Origin of the sequence: Pseudomonas sp. p21, from assembly GCF_001642705.1 — a bacterium.
Lineage (GTDB): Bacteria > Pseudomonadota > Gammaproteobacteria > Pseudomonadales > Pseudomonadaceae > Aquipseudomonas.
On the sequence record NZ_LWBV01000004.1, the window covers coordinates 272,423 to 292,082 of the forward strand.

The following is a 19,660-nucleotide window of genomic DNA, read 5'->3' on the forward strand; positions in this document are numbered from 1 at the left end:
AGCGCCCCCCGCGCGGCGCTCGATCTCCCAGGCGCCACACAACCCACGACAATAAAAAAAGCCCCGGTTCTCGCGAACCGGGGCTTTTTTATGATGCAGGGGGTAAGGCTGGCTTACATCATGCCGCCCATGCCACCCATGCCGCCCATGTCAGGCATGCCAGCAGCTGGCTTGTCTTCCGGCAGGTCAGCAACCATGGCTTCGGTGGTGATCATCAGACCGCCGATCGAAGCAGCAGCTTGCAGCGCCGAACGGGTGACCTTGGCTGGGTCCAGGATGCCCATCTCGATCATGTCGCCGTATTCGCCGGTAGCAGCGTTGTAACCGAAGTTACCCGAACCTTGCTTGACCTTGTCAGCAACCACGCTTGGCTCGTCGCCGGCGTTGGCAGTGATCTGGCGCAGCGGCGCTTCAACGGCGCGACGCAGCAGGGCGATACCGACGTTCTGGTCTTCGTTGTCGCCTTTGAGGTTGGCAATGGCAGCCAGGGAGCGAACCAGGGCCACACCACCGCCAGGCACCACGCCTTCTTCAACGGCTGCACGGGTAGCGTGCAGGGCGTCTTCAACGCGGGCTTTCTTCTCTTTCATTTCAACTTCGGTGCCGGCACCAACCTTGATCACGGCAACACCGCCAGCCAGCTTGGCCAGACGCTCTTGCAGCTTCTCACGGTCGTAGTCCGAGGAAGTTTCTTCGATCTGGGCACGGATCTGCTTGACGCGTGCTTCGATCTCGCCGTCGGCGCCAGCGCCGTCGATGATGGTGGTGTTTTCCTTGGACAGGATGACGCGCTTGGCGTTACCCAGGTGCTCCAGGGTAGCGGTTTCCAGGGACAGGCCGATTTCTTCGGAGATGACCTGGCCGCCAGTCAGGACGGCGATGTCCTGCAGCATGGCCTTGCGACGGTCGCCGAAGCCCGGAGCCTTGACCGCAGCAACCTTGACGATGCCGCGCATGTTGTTGACTACCAGGGTAGCCAGGGCTTCGCCTTCAACGTCTTCGGCAACGATCAGCAGTGGGCGGCCGGCCTTGGCAACGGCTTCCAGAACTGGCAGCAGCTCACGGATGTTGGAGATCTTCTTGTCGACCAGCAGCAGCAGCGGGCCTTCCAGCTCGGCAACCATGGTGTCCGGCTTGTTGACGAAGTACGGCGACAGGTAGCCACGGTCGAACTGCATGCCTTCTACGACCGACAGTTCGTTTTCCAGGCCCGAGCCTTCTTCAACGGTGATCACGCCTTCTTTACCGACTTTTTCCATGGCTTCGGCGATGATTTCACCGATGGAGTTGTCGGAGTTGGCGGAGATGGTACCTACCTGGGCGATGGCCTTGGAGTCGGCGCATGGCTTGGACAGGTTCTTCAGCTCGGCGACAACGGCAGCGGTGGCCTTGTCGATGCCGCGCTTCAGGTCCATCGGGTTCATGCCGGCAGCGACGGCTTTCAGGCCTTCGTTGACGATGGCCTGAGCCAGAACGGTAGCGGTGGTGGTGCCGTCACCGGCAGCGTCGTTGGCCTTGGAAGCAACTTCCTTGACCAGCTGGGCGCCCATGTTTTCGAAAGCGTCTTTCAGCTCGATTTCTTTGGCGACGGAAACGCCGTCCTTGGTAATGGTCGGCGCGCCGAAGCTCTTGGCCAACACTACGTTGCGGCCTTTCGGGCCCAGGGTAGCTTTTACCGCGTCAGCCAGAACGTTGACACCAACCAGCATTTTCTTACGAGCGGAATCGCCGAATTTTACGTCTTTAGCAGCCATGATCGTTTAATCCTTGGAATTCTTTGGAGTAACGGGAAGTCGGGAAAATCAGCCTTCGATAACGGCGAGAATTTCGTTCTCGGCCATGACCAGCAGGTCTTCGCCATCGACTTTCACGGTGTTGCTGCCCGAGTAAGGGCCGAAAACCACTTTGTCACCCACTTTCACGGCCAGCGCACGCACTTCGCCGTTGTCCAGGATGCGACCGGTGCCGACGGCGACAACTTCGCCGCGGTTTGGTTTTTCAGCGGCCGAACCTGGCAGGACGATACCGCCAGCGGTTTTCGATTCTTCTTCGCTGCGACGGATGACTACGCGGTCATGCAGAGGACGAAGCTTCATTGTCGATCTCTCCCAAATAGTGGTTTTCATCGGCCGGTGTCGACACCGGCGGGTTGATGCTGTCCGGCGTTGCCGGGGGTGGCCCGCAATGGGCGAACCACCTGAGTTATGCCTGGTGTTGCCACCAGAAACCTTGCGGTGACCACTACATGAGGCCGCCATATTCAATTACAAGGCTTGTTTCAGAAAATTTTTCATTAGCGTCTTTGGCCCTGTAAAAAGCTGGGGCCGCTTCGCGCCCCTTTCGCGACACAAGGCCGCTCCCACAGGAGGTATGCGTCCCCTGCTGGAGCGGCCTTGTGTCGCGGAAGGGGCGCGAAGCGGCCCCCGGTTGTTACTTGTCGCGGCGCTCGTACTCGCCTTCGATCACGTTCGGACGGTGCCCACCATCACGCGGCTGTGCCTGGAACGGGTCGTCCTGGAAGGCGCGCTGGCGCATGGCCTGGGCCTCGGCACGCTCGCGCATCTTGCGCGCGGCCAGGTGACGGGTGAATGGCAGCAGGCACAGCAGGCCCAGCACATCGCTGATGAAACCTGGCAGCAACAGCAGGCCACCACCAACGGCCAGCATCATGCCCTGGAACATGTCCTCGGCGGGCAGTTCGCCACGCTGCAGGCTTTCACGGGCGCGCAATGCGGTGGCCAGCCCGGCCACCCGCATCACCAGCACACCCAGGGCGGAGCCGGCGATGATCAGCAGCAGCGCCGGGAAAAAACCGATGGCGGCACTGACCTTCACGAAGACGAACAGCTCCAGCACGGGAAACAGGAGAAACAACAGTAGAAAAGCACGCATCAAAGCATTCCTCGTTGGAAGAGAACCTTCCTGTAAGACCAGCAGATGGATGCGTGCGCTCGGCTTTTCAACCCTCGACTTCCGTCGCAACCGGCCACTGGTCGGCGCGAGCCAGTAAAACCAGGGCTTCGCGGACTTGTGTCGGTGTGTTGCAAGTACTGGGGAAAGGTAACCAGTGCACCGCCTGACCGATACGCAGGTGCATGCCTTCGCTGTCCACCCCGACCATTTGCGCCGGCGCATGGCGTGGCAAATCAGTCAGCTCCACATAATGGGCGATGGCATTGGCGTGGTCATTGTTCATATGCTCGACCATGCTCGCCTCGGCCTTGCCGGCGAACGGGTTGGCCAGGGTCACCTGGTCGAGCCAGTGGATCGCGCCAAAGCCGCCGATGTAACGGTGGCGCACCGGCTGCAGCACCCAGAAGTCGAAGTCGTGGGCCTTGTGGTAGTTGGCCGCGTCCGGGAAATAGCGATAGTAGCGCTCGGCGGCGGCCTCGATGGCAGCCTCCTCCACCAGCTTGTGCGCCTCGGCCATCACCGTCAGGCGCCCCACGGCCTGTACGTCCTCGGCTTCGCGCTCACCCACCAACAGCGAGCACTTGGGGTCTTTCTGCAGGTTGTGGGTGTGCTGGGCGATGCGGCTGATCAGGATCAGCGGGTTGCCCTGGGCATCCAGGCAGTACGGCACGACCGAGCCGAAGGGGTAGCCGGGCATCGACTTGGAATGGGTGGAGAGCACGCCGCGGTACTCCTTGAGCAGCAGTTCCCGGGCGGGACGGATGGCGTTGGTACTCACTTGGGGGCGGCTCCTGGCGGACTGGATGGGGACAAGATAAGCATTATCAGGTCCAGTGCCAATGGGGCTGCTGCGCAGCCCCCGGCGGTTTACCAGGTAACGCCGAAGCCTGCGGTATAGCGGGTCTTGTCCAGGTCACTCTCTCGGGTACCGGTGATGATGTCCTTCTCCGCCTTGAGATTGAGCGAGGCCCACTCGGTGACTTTGTAGCGCAGGCCAACCTCGGCATCCAGCGCGTAGTCGGCCACGCCACCCAGTGGCTTGGCGAACTCGCCGTTGGTGAACAGCTGTACGTTCTTGCCAATCAGGTAGCGGGTGTAGTCCCACTTCACCGCCGCGGAATAGAAGTTGTCCTTGGCACCATCCTGGTATTCGAAGTCGGTGCGGTTGATCAGCGAACCCAGCGAGAACGCGCCCAGTTCGTCGTCCCAGAACTGGTAACCCGGGCCGGTACCCACGGTGCGCTGGCGGGCCAGGTCTTCGATGCGGTCGCGCTTGTACTCCATGCGCCCCTGCCAGAACCACTTCTCGGTGAGGAAGCGGTCCAGGGCGTACTCGGCACTCCAGTTGTCGGTGGTGGTGACGTCGTCCTTGGTCTCGCGGTTGTATTCGCCTTCGGCATTGTGCCGCCAGCGGCCGTGGCGGGCGCTGGTCTTGAAACCGACGTCGTAGTCGTCGGTATCGTTCTCGGCGCGCTTGTAGTCCAGCGCAACATCGACGTTGCCCTTCCACACGAAGTCCTCGACCAGCGGCTTGGGCTTCATGATCTGCTCGATGCTGGCCAGCTCCACGGTCTTCGGCGCCTCGCCATTGGCCAAGGTCACCTTGCCGGGCTCGGCGGCCTTCAGCGACTTGGCTCGCTCACCGCTGTAGGCGTCCTGCTTGACCAGCATCTCCTGGTCGCTCTCCAGGGTCTGGACCTCTTTCCAGTCCAGGGCGATGGAACCGCCATAGGGGGTTTCCAGCAGCAGCTTGCCGCCATCGAAGACTTTGATCTTGCCGCTGAGCCGGTCACCGTTCTTCATCCACACGGTGTCGGCGAACACCGGGGAGGCGCACAGGGAAACAGCAAGCAGGCACAACAAGGATCTAGAATACATAAGCGGGCTATTGTTTGCGGACTACGGGTTCGATTTGACGAAAAAAGCCGGGCATTATCCAGATAACGACGACCAGAGCAAGGACAGACCGGGAGCATGCCGTTGAGTTCAACTCTCATTTGCCAGACCGCCGGTCCGGTTTCATCTGCAGCCCAGGGGTGGCCTGATGTCTGATGGATATGAGCATGCCCTCGACGCCGCCGAGGGCCGACGGACGGCGCTGTATTCGGTACTCGGCCAAATACCGGCCGGCAAGGTGGTCAGCTATGGCCAGCTGGCCGAGTTGGCGGGGCTTGGGCGGGCGGCACGCTGGGTCGGGCGCACCCTTGGGCAACTGCCCGCGGACACCCGTCTGCCGTGGCACCGGGTGCTCGGCGCAGGCGGCCGGCTGAGCCTGGCACTGGGTACCCCGTCGGGGGATGAACAACGGGCGCGGCTGCGTGCGGAGGGTGTAAATGTAACCAACAATCGTGTGGATATGACGCGCCATGGCTGGCGCCCGATGGAGCACAGCGGTTAGAGTGCGCGCTTTGTTTTCGCAAACTTGAGGCAGATGTTGGCCCATGCCCCGTAAAACCTGGCGCGCTGCGCTTGCTGCCTATGCCAGCCCGTCAACCTTGGTACTTTTGCTGCTCGGCTTCGCCGCCGGTCTGCCCTACATGCTGGTGTTCTCCACCCTTTCGGTGTGGTTGCGCGAAGCGGGCGTGGCCCGCGAGACCATTGGTTACGCCAGCCTGATCGGCCTGGCCTACGCCTTCAAGTGGGTGTGGTCGCCGCTGCTCGACCAATGGCGCCTGCCGCTGCTCGGCAGCCTGGGGCGCCGGCGTTCGTGGCTGCTGCTGTCGCAGGCGCTGGTGGTGATCGGGCTGGTCGGCATGAGCCTGTGCGACCCGCAGCAGCACCTGTCATGGCTGATCGCCCTGGCGGTGCTGGTGGCCTTCGCTTCGGCCACCCAGGACATCGCCGTCGATGCCTACCGCCTGGAAATCGCCGACGACCAGCGCCAGGCCGCACTCGCCGCCAGCTACATGGCCGGCTACCGGGTGGCGGCCCTGCTGGCCACGGCTGGCGCACTGTTCTTCGCCGAGTGGTTCGGCTCCACCGGTTTCAGCTACCTGCACAAGGCCTGGGCCGGCACCTACGTCATGTTCGCGGTAATGATGCTGCCCGCCGTATTCACCACCCTGATCATGCGCGAGCCACCCGTGCCCATGCGTACCCAGCTGTCGGCAGCGCGCTATGGGCTGGTGCACCAGCTGGCCTCGGTGTTCGTGCTGATCATCCTGCTGGTGTCGGTACCGGCCAGCTTCACCCAGATGTTCAATACCGGCTGGTCCAGCGTCATCTCTGGTGATGCCACGCCACTGGACCTGCTACTGGAAGACCGCGCCTTCCTGCGCCTGATCCTTTACGTGCTGCTGACCTGGGCGTGCCTGTCGAGCCTGGGCCGTCGCGGCCTGGCCCCGGTGCTGACCCCGGTCAACGACTTCATCGCCCGCTACCGCTGGCAGGCCTTGCTGTTGCTCGGCCTGATCGCCACCTATCGCATGTCGGACACGGTCATGGGCGTGATGGCCAACGTGTTCTACATCGACATGGGCTTCACCAAGGACCAGATCGCCAGCGTCAGCAAGATCTTCGGCCTGATCATGACCTTGGTCGGCGCCGGGGTTGGCGGCCTGCTGATCGTGCGCTTCGGCATCATGCCGATCCTGTTCATCGGTGGCGCAGCTTCGGCCGCCACCAACATCCTGTTCCTGATGCTGGCCGACATGGGCCCGAACCTGCAAATGCTGGTGGTAACCATCTCGCTGGACAACTTCAGCTCCGGCCTGGCCACCTCGGCTTTCGTCGCTTACCTGTCGAGCCTGACCAACCTGAAGTTCTCGGCTACCCAGTACGCGTTGCTCAGCTCGATCATGCTGCTGTTGCCGAGGCTGATCGGGGGGTATTCAGGAGTCATGGTGGAGAAGTTCGGTTACCACGACTTCTTCCTGATCACTGCCCTGCTGGGCGTGCCGACCCTGATCCTGATTGCCCTGCAGTGGCGCCAGGAAGCCGGGCCGGGCAAGCCGGTGGCTGAGGAAGGTTCGGCGGTCGAGCGGCCCTGACAGATTTGTATTGCCTGTACTGGCCTCTTCGCGGGCTTGCCCGCTCCCACAGGTACAGCACTGCCCTTGAGAGCTGTGCAGTCCCTGTGGGAGCGGGCAAGCCCGCGAAGAGGCCGGTACAGGTAATCAACGATTACTGAGCAACAGCCCCTTCCCCAGGCCGTCCACCCACAACAAACCACAGCGGCCAAAGCGCCAAGGCCCCCGCCACACCCGCCGCCAGGGCAAAGTGCAGCAAGCTGGCCCCGGCACCAATCATCGCCAGCACCGCCCCACCCAGCCCCAGCAGGGCAATGGTGATCATCCCCAGCATGGCCGAGACCAGGCCTTTGCTCTGCTCGCTGGCGAACAGCGTCATGCGATACAGCACCGCGTTGGCCACGCCCAACCCCAGCGCGTACAGCGACATGCCCGCCACCACGCTGGTCACGCTCGGCCAGTACCAGGTCGCCAGTACCATCAGGCACAGGCCGGCCAGGTAAGGCCACAACGCACCACGCACCAGCGCCGGCAGCGGATAGCGGTCGGCGATGCGGTTGATGATCAGGTTGCCAAGGATCAGCCCGCCAAACACCGGCAACTGCCACAAGGCGTACGCCATGGTGCTCAACCCCTCGTCGTGGATCAGCAACACCGGTGACAGGCCGATCCAGCCAATCAGCGGCAAACCGACCAGGCCAAGGGCCGCGCTACCAGCGACAAAGCGGCGGTTGGCCAGCAACTGGCCGTAACCGGCCAGCAGCGGCAGCAGGTGGATCGGCGTGAACGCCAGGCGCGAGCCGTCACGGCGCTCCACGCCCAAAGTTTCCGGCATCAGCCGGTACAGCAGCAGCCAGGCCACGACCGCGCCGATGGCAAAGGCCACGAACAGCCAGCGCCAGTCCAGCCACTGCAGCAGCAAGGTACCCACCAGCGGCCCGAGCAGTGGCGAGAGCAAGGCGATATTGGCCAGCAGGGCCATCATGCGCACGGCGTCCGCTTCACTGAAGGCTTCGTTCAGGGCCGGATAGCTGACCGTGACCACAAAGCCCAGGCCGATACCCTGCAGCAGGCGCAGCAAGTTGAACAGGCCTATGTCGTGGACCCAGAAGGTGGCCAGGCAGGCCACGCCGAAGAACGCGCAGCCGGTCAGCAACAACGGGCGCCGGCCATAGCGGTCGGCCAGCGGACCGATCAGCCATTGCAGCACCACGCCGCCCAGCAGGTACAGGTTGAGGGCGTGGGGAATGTATTCGGGGCTGGCGTTCAGGTCGCCGACCACCACCGGCATGGCCGGCATGACGGCGTCGCTGGCCAGGTAGGTGAGCAGCTCGAACAGGGCCAGGGTCAGGCCGAACAGCAAGGCGCGCAGGGGGGTGATGTACAGCAGTGGTTTCATGATGGCGTATCGGGTGTGGCAGGTGGGGTCAGGCTATATGCCAGAAATCCCGGGGTATTGCTGTGAACAAGTGTAAAAAAGCCGGGGCCGCTTTGTGCCCCGGCTTCAGCGCGGTATTACTGCGCTGCAGTCTCCTGCACCACGCGAATCACCCGCTGCGGGAACGGAATATCGATCCCTTCGGCCTTCAACCGGTCACGCGCATGCTCGTTGAGCATGAACATCACATCCCAGTAATCGGCGGTCTTGGTCCACAAGCGCAACGACACGGTGATCGAGCTGTCGCCCAGGGTCGCGACCACCGCCTGCGGCGCCGGGTCGGGCAGCACACGCGGGTCCTGCGCCAGCTCCAGCAACACGTTGCGGGCCTTCTGCAGGTCGGCCTCATAGTCCACGCCCACGTCGAACACCACCTTGCGCGTCGGCTGGCGGTTGGTGTTGGTGATGATGCCGTTGGACAGGCTGCCGTTGGGCATGATCACAGTCTTGTTGTCACCGGTACGCACAACGGTGTGGAAGATCTGGATGCTGTCGACGGTACCGGCCACGCCTTGCGCCTCGATCCAGTCACCGATGCGGAACGGGCGGAACAGCAGGATCAGCACGCCACCGGCGAAGTTTGCCAGGCTGCCCTGCAACGCCAGACCGATGGCCAGCGTGGCACCACCAATCGCGGCCACGAACGAAGTGGTCTCAATGCCGATCATCGAGGCAACGCTGATCGCCAGCATGACCTTGAGGATTATGTTGGCCAGGGTGCGGATGAAGCCCTGCAGTGCCGGGTCTTGTACGCGCAAACCCACCAGCCTGGCGAGTCGATCACTGACCACGTTGGTAAGCCACCAGCCGATCGCCAAGGTCAGCAGTGCCAGCAGCAGGCGGCTGCCGTATTCCATGATCAAGGGGACCCAGGTCTGCGATTGGCGGACCAGCTGATCGACTTCAGCGCTCAAATCCATATTCATCTCCTGATGCCGAGCGGCATGTACACGTATAGCAGGCCGCCGTCGGTTCGGCGGCCATGGCCCCCATGGACATCATTACGCCATCGGGGTTCCGGACAACCCTGCGATCAGTCGCGGAAGTTGTTGAACTGCAGCGGCATGTCGAATTCCTTGGTACGCAGCAGGGCAATGGCTTCCTGCAGGTCGTCACGCTTTTTACCGGTAACGCGTACCTGCTCGCCCTGGATGGCGGCCTGCACTTTCAGCTTGGCATCCTTGATGGTGGCGACGATCTTCTTCGCCAGGTCCTTGTCGATGCCTTCGCGGAACTTGGCTTCCTGTTTCTTTTCCTTGCCCGAGGCGTACGGGTCCTTGGTTTCCAGGCACTTCACATCGATCTTGCGCTTGACCAGCGCCAGGCGCAGGATTTCCAGCATCGCTTCGAGCTGGAACTCTTCCTCGGCGGTGAGCATCACGGTCTGCTCTTTGTCCTTGAACTCGAAGGTACCCTTGCCCTTGAGGTCGTAGCGGCGGTCCAGGTCCTTGATGGCGTTGTCGACCGCGTTCTGCACTTCGTGCTTGTCCAGTTCCGATACCACGTCGAACGAAGGCATGGTTGTTCTCCCAAAATAAAAGCGCGCTCAGGCTGAAGATGGAGCGCGCTGGGTTTGACGGTTAAAATGCGGGCTCATTATAACGGGTTGCGAAACGCATATGAGCAGCACCTGGCATATTCTCGGCGCCGGCAGCCTGGGCAGCCTATGGGCTTGCCGCCTGGCGCGCGCGGGCAAGGCAGTGCGCCTGATCCTGCGTGACGGGCAACGGCTGCAGGCCTACCAGCAAGCCGGCGGCCTGACCCTGGTCGAACAGGACCAGCCACGCCACTACGCCATCCCCGCCGAAACCGCGCAGGCACACGGCCCGATCCACCGTCTGCTGGTGGCCTGCAAGGCCTACGACGCCGCCGCGGCGGTTGCCGGCGTGGCACCGCGTCTGGCCGAGGGCGCCGAAGTGCTGCTGTTGCAGAACGGCCTGGGCAGCCAGGACGAAGTCGCCGACCTGGTGCCGCGCGCACGCTGCATCTTCGCCTCCAGTACCGAAGGGGCGTTCCGCGAGGGTGACTGGCAGGTACGCTTTGCCGGCCACGGCTTCAACTGGTTGGGTGACCCACGCAACCCGACGATCCCGGCCTGGTTCGATGACCTGCACCAGGCTGGCATCCCCGCCGAGTGGACGCTGGATATCCTCACTCGTCTGTGGCGCAAGCTGGCGCTCAACTGCGCCATCAACCCACTGACCGTACTGCACGACTGCCAGAACGGCGGGCTGCTGGGGCACCTGGGCGAAGTGGATGCCCTGTGCGGCGAGCTGGCTCAACTGCTGCGCCGCTGTGGCCAACCAGAAGCGGCAGACGGGCTGGACGAAGAAGTACAGCGGGTGATCCTCGCCACCGCGGCCAACTACTCTTCCATGTACCAGGATGTACGCGCTGGCCGGCGCACCGAGGTGCACTACCTGCTTGGCCACGCCTGCCGCGCCGCTGGCCGTCATGGCCTGCAACTGCCAGAGCTGGAACACCTGCGGCAGCGCCTGGTCGATAACCTGCGCGTGCGTGGTTTGCCCTGCGACTGACGCGGCCCTTTCAACCGGATACGGACATTGCCTAGCCCATGACCTTGCGCCAACGCCTGGAAAACCTCCCGGTCGGGCAGAAGCTGCTGGCGGCCCTGCTGGTGTTGCTGGTGACCATCCTGCTGGTGGCCAACCTCACCTTCATCAGCGCCGCCTACTGGATCACCCAGGAAAGCATGGCACCGCAGGCGCTGCACACCATCGGCCGGCTAGTGGCCAACCCGCAGCTGGCGGCCCGCGCTGGCGACACCCCGGACACCGCCAGCGCCCTGCTCAAGGAACTGGACAGCTACACGCCGCTGCGCGCCGCCGCCGTGTACGGTGGCGATGGCCGCATACTGGCGCAGTTGCAGCACGGCGAGCCGCTGGCCCTGCCCAAGCGTTTTCGCGACATCGACGGCTGGCGCCTGATGGAGTTTCGCAGCACCCAGCTGATCCGCATGCCACGTGACGCCAACCCGCCAGCGCACCTGCTGCTGGTGGCCAGCAGCGAATTGCCCACAGCCTTCTACACCGGCACCCTCAGCGCCAGCCTGGGCATCCTGGTGTTCAGCATCCTGCTGTGGATCGTCATTGCCCGGCAAATCAAACGCCTGATCACCCAGCCGATCAACCAGCTCGAAGAGCTCAGCCGCCAGGTCACCCGCGAAGAGAGCTATGCCCTGCGCGCCCAGCGCGGCAACGACGACGAAATCGGCAGCCTGGCCGAAGCGTTCAACACCATGCTCTCGCGCATCGAAGCCCGCGAACAGCAGCTCAAGCGCACCCGCGACGAGTTCCAGGAGGCCTATGACCAGGCCCAGGGCCTGGCCGAGGAAACCCGCCACACCAACCGCAAGCTGGAGCTGGAAGTCCAGGTGCGCAGCAAGATCGAGAAAAAACTCACCGGCTTCCAGAACTACCTCAACAGCATCATCGACTCGATGCCCTCGGCGCTGATCGCCCTCGACGAACAGCTCTACGTGACCCAGTGGAACCACGAAGCCACGGTGCTTTCCGGCACGCCACTGGACGAAGCGCTGAATCAGCCGATCTTCATTGCCTTCGAACCGCTCAAGCCGTTCCTGCCGCAGTTGAAGGAAACCGTGGAGAAACACCGCGTTGCGAAGATCGAGCGGGTCACCTGGCCCAAGGGCGACGACCTGCGCCACTACGCCCTGACCTTCTACCCGCTGACCGGTGGCGGCGGCCGTGGCGTGGTCATCCGCATCGACGACATCACCCAGCGCCTGTCGCTGGAAGAAATGATGGTGCAATCGGAAAAGATGCTTTCGGTCGGCGGCCTGGCCGCCGGCATGGCCCACGAGATCAACAACCCGCTAGGCGCGATTCTGCATAACGTGCAGAACATCCGCCGGCGCCTTTCACCAGAGCTGCCGCGCAACCAGGAGCAGGCCGAGGAACTGGGCATCGACCTGCCCACGGTCAACCGCTACCTGGAGAGCCGCGAAGTGCCGCAATTGCTCGACGGCATCCAGCAGGCCGGAGCCCGGGCGGCGAAGATCGTCACCCACATGCTCAGTTTCAGCCGACGCAGCAATCGCCAGCTGGCGCCGTGCGACCTGCCGGCGCTGATCGACCAGGCGGTGGAGATTGCCAGCAACGACTTCGACCTGGCCATCGGCTTCGACTTCAAGGGCCAGGCCATCGTGCGCCAGTTCGACCCCGAACTGGGGCCCGTGCCGTGCACCGCCAACGAATTGGAGCAGGTGCTGCTCAACCTTCTGAAAAACGCCGCCCAGGCCATCCACCAGCGGCCGCAGCCGAGCGAGCCCGGGCGCATCATCCTGCGTACCCGCTTGAACCCGCCATGGGCGGAAATCCAGGTCGAGGACAACGGCGTCGGCATGCCCGAGGGGGTGCGCAAGCGCACTTTCGAGCCGTTCTTCACCACCAAGGAAATCGGCCAGGGCACCGGCCTGGGCCTGTCGGTCTCTTACTTCATCATCACCAACAACCACAAGGGGCAGATGGAAGTGCAGTCCACGCCCGGCCAGGGCACCTGCTTCACCCTGCGCCTGCCCCTCGGCCAGCCGGCAACGGCGGCGCCGGCCAAAACGGAGAAGTGAAATGGGCTACCGCCTGTCGAAGATCTACACCCGCACTGGCGACAAAGGCGAAACAGGCCTGGGCGACGGACGCCGGGTGCCCAAGGACCACCCACGGATCGAGGCCATTGGCGAGGTGGACAGCCTGAACAGCCAGTTGGGTTTGCTACTGGCGGGGCTGGCCGAACAAGGGCTGGATGAAGTGAGCGCGGTGTTGGCGCCGTGTCAGCACCGCTTGTTCGACCTGGGTGGTGAGCTGGCGATGCCCAGTTATCAGGCGTTGGACCTGGCGGAGGTGGAACGGCTGGAGGCGGCCATCGATGTGTGGAACGAAGAGCTGGGGCCGTTGAAGAACTTCATTTTGCCCAGTGGTTCGGCGCTGGTGGCACAGGCACATGTGTGCCGGAGCCTGGCGCGCAGTGCGGAGCGGCGGTGTCAACAGTTGAATGCGCTGGAGCCGTTGGCGGGGGTTGGGCTGGCGTATATCAACCGGCTTTCGGACCTGCTGTTTGTGGCGGCGCGGATCATTGGGCGGCGGCAGGGGGTGGCAGAGGTTTTGTGGCAGCCTGCACCAAAGCCGGAGGTTTGAGATTGCCGGGGCTGCTGTGCAGCCCTTCGCGGGCTTGCCCGCTCCCACAGGTACGGCACAGGTTTCAGGGCTTGTGAGTTCCCTGTGGGAGCGGGCGAGCCCGCGAATGGGCCGCAAAGCGGCCCGAATTACAGGCGACTCAGATCTCGGGCCAGAACGCCCGGATCCCGGCAACACCCTGCGCCCCCGCTTCCCAGGCCTGCTCGCGCTCGCCCGGCCCAACCCCACCCAGCAGGTAGACCGGCTTGTTGAAGCCGGCGATCAACCGCTGCGCCTCATCCCACCCCAACGGCACCGCCTCGGGGTGAGTCTGAGTCGCCTGGACAGGCGACAGGGTGACAAAGTCCACGCCCATCTGCTCCGCCAACGCCAGCTCTTCGGCACTGTGACAGGACGCCGCCAGCCAGCGATCCTTGGGGAACGGCCGGCCGTTGGCGGCATACTTGCGCAGTTGTGCAGCCGTCAGGTGCCAACCCGCGGCAGGAAAGTCACCCAGCCACTCCAGCGGCCCCTTGAGCATCAGCTGCGCCTTGCCCGCGCACAGGCCGACCGCATCCACCGCCACATCGCGGTACTTGGGGTCGTACATGTCCGGGGCACGCAACTGGATCAGGCGAATGCCGCTGGCCACCGCCTTCTGGATGCCCTTGAGCATCTGCGGCACTTCCAGGCCATCGGGGGTGATCAGGTACTGGTCCGGCAGGCGCGCGGCCGCAACGATCGGTTTATTGGCCTCGGGGAATTCGTACTGAGGCAAATCGCGTGGGGCAACCCATTCCAGTGGCTGGCCCTCGGCGCCATGCGGCTCGCCAGTGAACGCCTCGACTTCGCGCACGTCCAGCAGCACCTGCTTGTCCGGGTAGTCGTGGCTGACCTTGATCAGCGCGCGCGAACGGCTCACCTCGATGCCCAGCTCCTCGCGCAGCTCGCGGGCCAACGCCGCCTCGACACCTTCACCCTCTTCCACCTTGCCGCCCGGGAATTCCCACAGGCCGCCCTGGTGCTGGGTATCGGCACGGCGTGCGATCAGAATGCGGCCGTCAGTACCGCGAATGACGGCGGCTACAACATGAATCCGTTTCACCCTTCACGCTCCGCCAGGCCAGCCTGCTGCCAGGCCTGGAAGGCCGGCCACTGGTAAATGGTTTCGATATAGGCAGCCGCCTGCGCAGGCACTTCCACGCGGTAGGTGCGCAGGCGCACCGCCACCGGGGCGAAGAAGGCATCGGCCAGGCTCGGCTTGCCAAACAGGAACGGGCCACTGTCCTTGGCTACCAGCCGGCATTCGGACCACAGTGCAACGATACGGTCGATATCGATTTGTACATCCAGCGGTACGCTGTCCAGCGCCTGGTCGCGCGACAGGTCGAACGGCATGGCGCCGCGCAGGGCGAAGAAGCCGCTGTGCATCTGCGCGCAGGCCGAACGGGCCTGGGCACGGGCCGCCACGTCTGCAGGCCACAGCTGGGCGTCGGGGTGGCGTTCGTTGAGGTATTCGGCAATGGCCAGCGAGTCGGCGATCACACCGTGCTCGGTCTTGAGCAGCGGTACCTTGCCGGTGGCAGAGAAGGCGAGGATGCGCTGACGGGTGTCAGGCTGGTTGAGTTTGATCAGGGTTTCTTCGTAAGGCACACCAGCCAGCTCGAGAGCCAGGGCGCCACGCAGCGACCAGGAGGAATACAGCTTGTCGCCGATGATCAGGTGATAGCTCATGGTTCGGCTCCATCGTTTGGGAATTTTGGGGCTGCTCTGCAGCCCTTTCGCGACCCAAGGCCGCTCCCACATGGGGCGGTGTACGCAGATCCTTGTGGGAGCGGCCTTGTGTCGCGAAAGGGCCGCAACGCGGCCCCAATTGCATCAGGTCCGGTACTCGGCGTTGATCTTCACGTACTCGTGGGACAGGTCGGTGGTCCAGATGGTTTCGCTGCACTGGCCACGGCCCAACTCGATACGGATGGTGATCTCTTCCTGGGCCATTACCTTGGCACCCTGGTCTTCGGTGTAGCTCGGGCTGCGGCCGCCTTTGCTGGCAATGCACACGCTGTCCAGGTACACATCGATCAGGCTCACATCCAGCTCTGGTACGCCGGCACGGCCAACGGCAGCGAGGATGCGGCCCCAGTTCGGGTCGGAAGCGAACAGCGCGGTCTTGATCAGTGGCGAGTGGGCCACGGCATAGCCGACGTCCAGGCACTCCTGGTGGTTGCCACCGCCGTTGACCTGCACGGTCACGAACTTGGTAGCGCCTTCGCCGTCACGGACGATGGCCTGGGCCACTTCCATGCACACTTCGAACACCGCCTTCTTCAGCGCTTCGAACAGTGCGCCGCTGGCTTCGGTGACTTCCGGCAGGTTGGCCTTGCCGGTGGCGATCAACATGCAGCAATCGTTGGTCGAGGTGTCGCCATCGATGGTGATACGGTTGAACGACTTGTTGGCGCCGTCCAGCATCAGGTCCTTGAGCACCTTTGGTGCTACCTTGGCGTCGGTGGCGATGTAGCCGAGCATGGTGGCCATGTTCGGGCGGATCATGCCTGCACCCTTACTGATGCCGGTGACGGTAACGGTCACGCCATCGTGCTGGAACTGGCGGCTGGCCCCCTTGGGCAGGGTGTCGGTGGTCATGATGCCGGTGGCAGCTTCGGCCCAATGGTTTTCCGACAGGTTGTCGAGGGCGGCCTGCAGCGCGCCTTCGATCTTCTCGACCGGCAGCGGCTCGCCGATTACGCCGGTGGAGAACGGCAGTACCGACTCGGCCGGTACACCGGCCAGTTCGGCCAGCTTGGCGCACGTACGTTCGGCGGCGGCCAGGCCTGGCGCGCCGGTGCCGGCGTTGGCGTTACCGGTGTTGGTCAGCAGGTAGCGCACAGTGCCCTGTACACGCTGCTTGGACAGGATCACCGGCGCCGCGCAGAAGGCGTTGAGGGTGAACACGCCAGCCACGCTGGAGCCTTCGGCACAGCGCATGACCACCACATCCTTGCGCCCCGGGCGCTTGATGCCGGCAGAAGCGATGCCGAGTTCAAAACCCGGAACCGGGTGCAGGGTGGGCAAAGGACCAAGACCAACAGCCATTAGAGCGCTCCTAGAAAATACGGTGAACAGGTGATGGAAGAGCGGGGCCGCTTCGCGCCCCATTCGCGGCACAAGGCCGCTCCTACAAGGACATCGCAACCATTGGGGCGGGCGCGGTCCCTGTAGGAGCGGCCTTGTGCCGCGAATGGGCCGCAAAGCGGCCCCGGATGTTTCAGGTTACAACAGCCTGGTCAGATCACTCGATCTGCCCGTGGCAATGCTTGAACTTCTTGCCCGAGCCACACCAGCACGGCTCGTTGCGGCCCAGCTTTTGTTCGTTGCGCACCGGTGCCGAGGCGACGGCCACTTCGGCGCCCTCCTCGCTCAGTTGCTCGCTTTCCAGGCCCGGAGCGGCGGCATGCTGGAACTGCATGCGGCTGGCCAGTTCCTCGGCCTCGCGGCGCAGGCGGGCTTCCTCTTCGACCGGGTCTTCGCGGCGTACCTGAACGTGCGACAGCACACGGATGGTGTCGCGCTTGATCGACTCGAGCAGCTCCTGGAACAGGCTGAAGGATTCGCGCTTGTACTCCTGCTTCGGGTTCTTCTGCGCATAACCACGCAGGTGAATACCGTGACGCAGGTGGTCCATGGTCGACAGGTGGTCTTTCCACAGGTCGTCCAGCACGCGCAGCAGGATCTGCTTCTCGAAGGTACGCAGGGCTTCGATACCGGCCTGGTCTTCCTTCTCGGTGTACGCGCTGGTGATTTCGTTCAGCAGCTTCTCGCGCAGGGTCTCTTCGTAGAGGTGATCGTCCTCGTCGAGCCACTGCTGGATCGGCAGCTTCATGGCGAAATCGCTGGCCAGCGAAGCTTCCAGGCCGGCCACATCCCACTGCTCGGGCAGCGACTGCGGCGGAATGTGCTGGCTGATGGTAGCGTCCAGTACTTCCTTGCGGAATTCGACGATGGTGTCGCCGATGTTCTCGGCGGCGAGCAGGCTGTTGCGCATGTGATAGATCACCTTGCGCTGCTCGTTGGCCACGTCGTCGTATTCCAGCAACTGCTTGCGGATGTCGAAGTTGCGGCCTTCGACCTTGCGCTGGGCCTTCTCGATGGCGTTGGTGACCATGCGATGCTCGATGGCCTCGCCCGACTGCATGCCCAGCGCCTTCATGAAGTTCTTCACCCGATCAGAGGCGAAGATACGCATCAGGCTGTCTTCCAGCGACAGGTAGAAGCGGCTGGAACCCGGGTCGCCCTGACGGCCGGAACGGCCACGCAGCTGGTTGTCGATACGGCGCGATTCGTGGCGCTCGGAAGCGATCACGTGCAGGCCACCCGACTCGATCACTTGCTGGTGGCGTTTCTGCCAGTCGGCCTTGATCTGGGCAATCTGCTCGGCGGTGGGGTTTTCCAGGGCGGCCACTTCGGCTTCCCAGTTACCGCCCAGCAGGATGTCGGTACCACGACCGGCCATGTTGGTGGCGATGGTCAGGGCACCTGGCGCACCGGCTTGCGCGATGATCTCGGCTTCCTTCTCGTGGTACTTGGCGTTGAGCACCTTGTGGTCGATACCTTCCTTCTTCAGGAGGTTGGACATGTGCTCGGAGGTTTCGATGGTCGCAGTACCCACCAGCACCGGGCGACCCTGAGTCATGCTTTCCTTGATGTCGGCGATGATCGCGGCGTATTTCTCGTCGGCGGTCAGATACACCAGGTCGTTGAAGTCCTTACGCGCCAGCGGCTTGTTCGGCGGAATGACCATCACGTTGAGGGCGTAGATCTGGGCGAACTCGAACGCTTCGGTATCGGCGGTACCGGTCATGCCGGACAGCTTGGTGTACAGGCGGAAGTAGTTCTGGAAGGTGGTCGAAGCCAGGGTCTGGCTCTCGGCCTGGATGTTCAGGTTTTCTTTCGCTTCGATGGCCTGGTGCAGGCCTTCGGACAGGCGACGGCCGGGCATGGTACGGCCGGTGTGTTCGTCGATCAGCAGTACCTGGCCGTCCTGGACAATGTACTCGACGTTACGGTGGAACAGCTTGTGCGCGCGCAGGCCGGCGTAGACGTGGGTCAGCAGGCTCAGGTTGTGCGCCGAGTACAGGCTCTCGCCCTCGGCCAGCAGGCCCGACTGGGTGAGCATTTCCTCGATGTACTGGTGACCGGCTTCGTTCAGCTCGACCTGGCGGCTCTTCTCGTCGATGGTGAAGTGGCCTTCCTGGGTGACCTGGCCTTCCACTTCCTCGATGTGCTGCTTCAGGCGCGGGATCAGGCGGTTGATCTCGATGTACAGCTTGGAGCTGTCCTCGGCCTGGCCGGAGATGATCAGCGGGGTACGCGCTTCGTCGATGAGGATGGAGTCGACTTCGTCGATCACGGCGAAGTTCAGTTCACGCTGGAACTTCTCCTCCTGGCTGAACGCCATGTTGTCGCGCAGGTAGTCGAACCCGAATTCGTTGTTGGTGCCGTAGGTGATGTCGGACGCGTAGGCGGCGCGTTTTTCTTCCGGCGGCTGGAAGGCCGAGACGATGCCGACCGACAGGCCGAGGAACTCGTACAGCGGGCGCATCCAGTTGGCGTCGCGGCGGGCCAGGTAGTCGTTGACGGTGACCACGTGCACGCCCTTGCCGGACAGTGCGTTGAGGTACACGGCCAGGGTACCGACCAAGGTCTTGCCTTCACCGGTACGCATTTCTGCGATCATGCCCTCGTGCAGGGTCATGCCACCGATCAGCTGCACGTCGAAGTGGCGCATGCCCATCACGCGCTTGCCGGCCTCACGGGCCACGGCGAAGGCTTCAGGCAGCAACTGGTCCAGTGTCTCGCCTTTGGCCAGGCGTTCCTTGAACTCTGCGGTCTTGCCCCGCAGTTGCTCGTCGGAGAGGGCCACCATCTTCTCTTCGAGAGCATTGACGATGTTCACCGTCTTGAGCATGCGTTTGACTTCACGCTCGTTCTTGCTTCCAAAAAGTTTCTTTAACAAAGGCGCAAACATATCGGCAGGATCTTCCACACGTAGGGATGGAGGGCGGCCCCATGAGTCGCCCGTGCAGCCCTGAGGCCGCATGCGAACGAGCATTCTACCCGGAAACGATGGTGAGGAAAGTGGTGGATTGCCACGATGCTTGTACAGCGTTTTGGCGGGGGCTTGTTTT

The 19,660-nt window shown here is 63.3% G+C and carries 17 protein-coding genes; 5 read left to right on the forward strand and 12 right to left on the reverse strand.

Annotated features, from left to right (window positions below):
• Positions 1–113 precede the first annotated feature (113 nt).
• The 5 genes from groL to A4C63_RS14705 all read right to left on the reverse strand — a co-directional run bounded on the left by groL (position 114) and on the right by A4C63_RS14705 (position 4,791).
• Positions 114–1,754, reverse strand: a complete 1,641-nt coding sequence (groL, locus tag A4C63_RS14685) for a chaperonin GroEL (RefSeq protein WP_063913287.1) — start codon at positions 1,752–1,754, stop codon at positions 114–116.
• 48 nt (positions 1,755–1,802) lie between these two features.
• Positions 1,803–2,096 carry a co-chaperone GroES gene (locus A4C63_RS14690; protein WP_003260750.1) on the reverse strand — a complete coding sequence of 98 codons (294 nt, stop codon included), beginning with the start codon at positions 2,094–2,096 and terminating at the stop codon, positions 1,803–1,805.
• Positions 2,097–2,430: 334 nt separating this feature from the next.
• Positions 2,431–2,892, reverse strand: a complete 462-nt coding sequence (locus A4C63_RS14695) for an FxsA family protein (protein ID WP_063913288.1) — start codon at positions 2,890–2,892, stop codon at positions 2,431–2,433.
• A 67-nt stretch (positions 2,893–2,959) separates the two neighbouring features.
• On the reverse strand, positions 2,960–3,691 hold the full coding sequence (locus A4C63_RS14700) for a HugZ family protein (protein WP_063913289.1): 732 nt from the start codon (positions 3,689–3,691) through the stop codon (positions 2,960–2,962).
• Between the two features lie 89 nt (positions 3,692–3,780).
• The gene (locus A4C63_RS14705) at positions 3,781–4,791 is read right to left on the reverse strand and encodes a DUF481 domain-containing protein (RefSeq protein ID WP_061552434.1); all 1,011 of its coding nucleotides are present in this window, start codon (positions 4,789–4,791) and stop codon (positions 3,781–3,783) included.
• Positions 4,792–4,957: 166 nt separating this feature from the next.
• On the opposite strand from A4C63_RS14705, the gene A4C63_RS14710 reads away from it, so the two are divergent.
• Both A4C63_RS14710 and A4C63_RS14715 read left to right on the forward strand, forming a co-directional pair.
• The gene (locus tag A4C63_RS14710) at positions 4,958–5,311 is read left to right on the forward strand and encodes an MGMT family protein (RefSeq protein WP_063913290.1); all 354 of its coding nucleotides are present in this window, start codon (positions 4,958–4,960) and stop codon (positions 5,309–5,311) included.
• A gap of 43 nt (positions 5,312–5,354) precedes the next feature.
• A complete protein-coding gene (locus tag A4C63_RS14715) occupies positions 5,355–6,902 on the forward strand; it encodes an AmpG family muropeptide MFS transporter (RefSeq protein WP_063913291.1) in 1,548 nt (515 codons plus the stop codon).
• A 133-nt stretch (positions 6,903–7,035) separates the two neighbouring features.
• Here A4C63_RS14715 and A4C63_RS14720 read toward each other — a convergent pair whose 3' ends face one another.
• The 3 genes from A4C63_RS14720 to A4C63_RS14730 all read right to left on the reverse strand — a co-directional run bounded on the left by A4C63_RS14720 (position 7,036) and on the right by A4C63_RS14730 (position 9,838).
• On the reverse strand, positions 7,036–8,280 hold the full coding sequence (locus A4C63_RS14720) for an MFS transporter (protein ID WP_063913292.1): 1,245 nt from the start codon (positions 8,278–8,280) through the stop codon (positions 7,036–7,038).
• Positions 8,281–8,396: 116 nt separating this feature from the next.
• Positions 8,397–9,239 carry a mechanosensitive ion channel family protein gene (locus A4C63_RS14725; RefSeq protein WP_063913293.1) on the reverse strand — a complete coding sequence of 281 codons (843 nt, stop codon included), beginning with the start codon at positions 9,237–9,239 and terminating at the stop codon, positions 8,397–8,399.
• Positions 9,240–9,352: 113 nt separating this feature from the next.
• A complete protein-coding gene (locus A4C63_RS14730; RefSeq protein WP_013974099.1) occupies positions 9,353–9,838 on the reverse strand; it encodes a YajQ family cyclic di-GMP-binding protein in 486 nt (161 codons plus the stop codon).
• A 100-nt stretch (positions 9,839–9,938) separates the two neighbouring features.
• Between A4C63_RS14730 and A4C63_RS14735 the strand changes: the two genes are divergently transcribed.
• The 3 genes from A4C63_RS14735 to A4C63_RS14745 are packed head-to-tail and all read left to right on the forward strand — an operon-like array spanning position 9,939 to position 13,493.
• A complete protein-coding gene (locus A4C63_RS14735) occupies positions 9,939–10,856 on the forward strand; it encodes a putative 2-dehydropantoate 2-reductase (RefSeq protein ID WP_063913294.1) in 918 nt (305 codons plus the stop codon).
• Between the two features lie 38 nt (positions 10,857–10,894).
• Positions 10,895–12,925, forward strand: a complete 2,031-nt coding sequence (locus tag A4C63_RS14740; protein ID WP_063913295.1) for an ATP-binding protein — start codon at positions 10,895–10,897, stop codon at positions 12,923–12,925.
• Position 12,926: 1 nt separating this feature from the next.
• Positions 12,927–13,493, forward strand: a complete 567-nt coding sequence (locus tag A4C63_RS14745; protein WP_063913296.1) for a cob(I)yrinic acid a,c-diamide adenosyltransferase — start codon at positions 12,927–12,929, stop codon at positions 13,491–13,493.
• A gap of 139 nt (positions 13,494–13,632) precedes the next feature.
• Here A4C63_RS14745 and A4C63_RS14750 read toward each other — a convergent pair whose 3' ends face one another.
• The 4 genes from A4C63_RS14750 to secA form a co-directional block, all read right to left on the reverse strand.
• On the reverse strand, positions 13,633–14,577 hold the full coding sequence (locus A4C63_RS14750) for a Nudix family hydrolase (RefSeq protein ID WP_063913297.1): 945 nt from the start codon (positions 14,575–14,577) through the stop codon (positions 13,633–13,635).
• Positions 14,574–15,206: a glutathione S-transferase family protein gene (locus A4C63_RS14755; RefSeq protein ID WP_063913298.1), complete on the reverse strand. Its 633-nt coding sequence runs from the start codon at positions 15,204–15,206 to the stop codon at positions 14,574–14,576. The genes A4C63_RS14750 and A4C63_RS14755 overlap by 4 nt, the downstream gene beginning before the upstream one ends.
• A 144-nt stretch (positions 15,207–15,350) precedes the next feature.
• Entirely contained in the window at positions 15,351–16,568 is a 1,218-nt protein-coding gene (argJ, locus tag A4C63_RS14760) for a bifunctional glutamate N-acetyltransferase/amino-acid acetyltransferase ArgJ (RefSeq protein WP_063913299.1), read from the reverse strand.
• Between the two features lie 196 nt (positions 16,569–16,764).
• The gene (gene secA / locus A4C63_RS14765) at positions 16,765–19,500 is read right to left on the reverse strand and encodes a preprotein translocase subunit SecA (RefSeq protein WP_063913300.1); all 2,736 of its coding nucleotides are present in this window, start codon (positions 19,498–19,500) and stop codon (positions 16,765–16,767) included.
• Positions 19,501–19,660 lie beyond the last annotated feature (160 nt).

Excerpts from the sequence above, each read along its gene's own strand:
- A4C63_RS14720 (WP_063913292.1), bottom strand. The coding sequence starts at position 8,280 with ATGAAACCACTGCTGTACATCACCCCCCTGCGCGCCTTGCTGTTCGGC.
- A4C63_RS14730 (WP_013974099.1), bottom strand. The coding sequence starts at position 9,838 with ATGCCTTCGTTCGACGTGGTATCGGAACTGGACAAGCACGAAGTGCAG.
- A4C63_RS14735 (WP_063913294.1), top strand. The coding sequence starts at position 9,939 with ATGAGCAGCACCTGGCATATTCTCGGCGCCGGCAGCCTGGGCAGCCTA.
- secA (WP_063913300.1), bottom strand. The coding sequence starts at position 19,500 with ATGTTTGCGCCTTTGTTAAAGAAACTTTTTGGAAGCAAGAACGAGCGT.
- A4C63_RS14725 (WP_063913293.1), bottom strand. The coding sequence starts at position 9,239 with ATGGATTTGAGCGCTGAAGTCGATCAGCTGGTCCGCCAATCGCAGACC.
- A4C63_RS14745 (WP_063913296.1), top strand. The coding sequence starts at position 12,927 with ATGGGCTACCGCCTGTCGAAGATCTACACCCGCACTGGCGACAAAGGC.
- A4C63_RS14740 (WP_063913295.1), top strand. The coding sequence starts at position 10,895 with ATGACCTTGCGCCAACGCCTGGAAAACCTCCCGGTCGGGCAGAAGCTG.
- A4C63_RS14690 (WP_003260750.1), bottom strand. The coding sequence starts at position 2,096 with ATGAAGCTTCGTCCTCTGCATGACCGCGTAGTCATCCGTCGCAGCGAA.
- A4C63_RS14755 (WP_063913298.1), bottom strand. The coding sequence starts at position 15,206 with ATGAGCTATCACCTGATCATCGGCGACAAGCTGTATTCCTCCTGGTCG.
- argJ (WP_063913299.1), bottom strand. The coding sequence starts at position 16,568 with ATGGCTGTTGGTCTTGGTCCTTTGCCCACCCTGCACCCGGTTCCGGGT.
- A4C63_RS14715 (WP_063913291.1), top strand. The coding sequence starts at position 5,355 with ATGCCCCGTAAAACCTGGCGCGCTGCGCTTGCTGCCTATGCCAGCCCG.
- A4C63_RS14705 (WP_061552434.1), bottom strand. The coding sequence starts at position 4,791 with ATGTATTCTAGATCCTTGTTGTGCCTGCTTGCTGTTTCCCTGTGCGCC.
- groL (WP_063913287.1), bottom strand. The coding sequence starts at position 1,754 with ATGGCTGCTAAAGACGTAAAATTCGGCGATTCCGCTCGTAAGAAAATG.
- A4C63_RS14695 (WP_063913288.1), bottom strand. The coding sequence starts at position 2,892 with ATGCGTGCTTTTCTACTGTTGTTTCTCCTGTTTCCCGTGCTGGAGCTG.
- A4C63_RS14710 (WP_063913290.1), top strand. The coding sequence starts at position 4,958 with ATGTCTGATGGATATGAGCATGCCCTCGACGCCGCCGAGGGCCGACGG.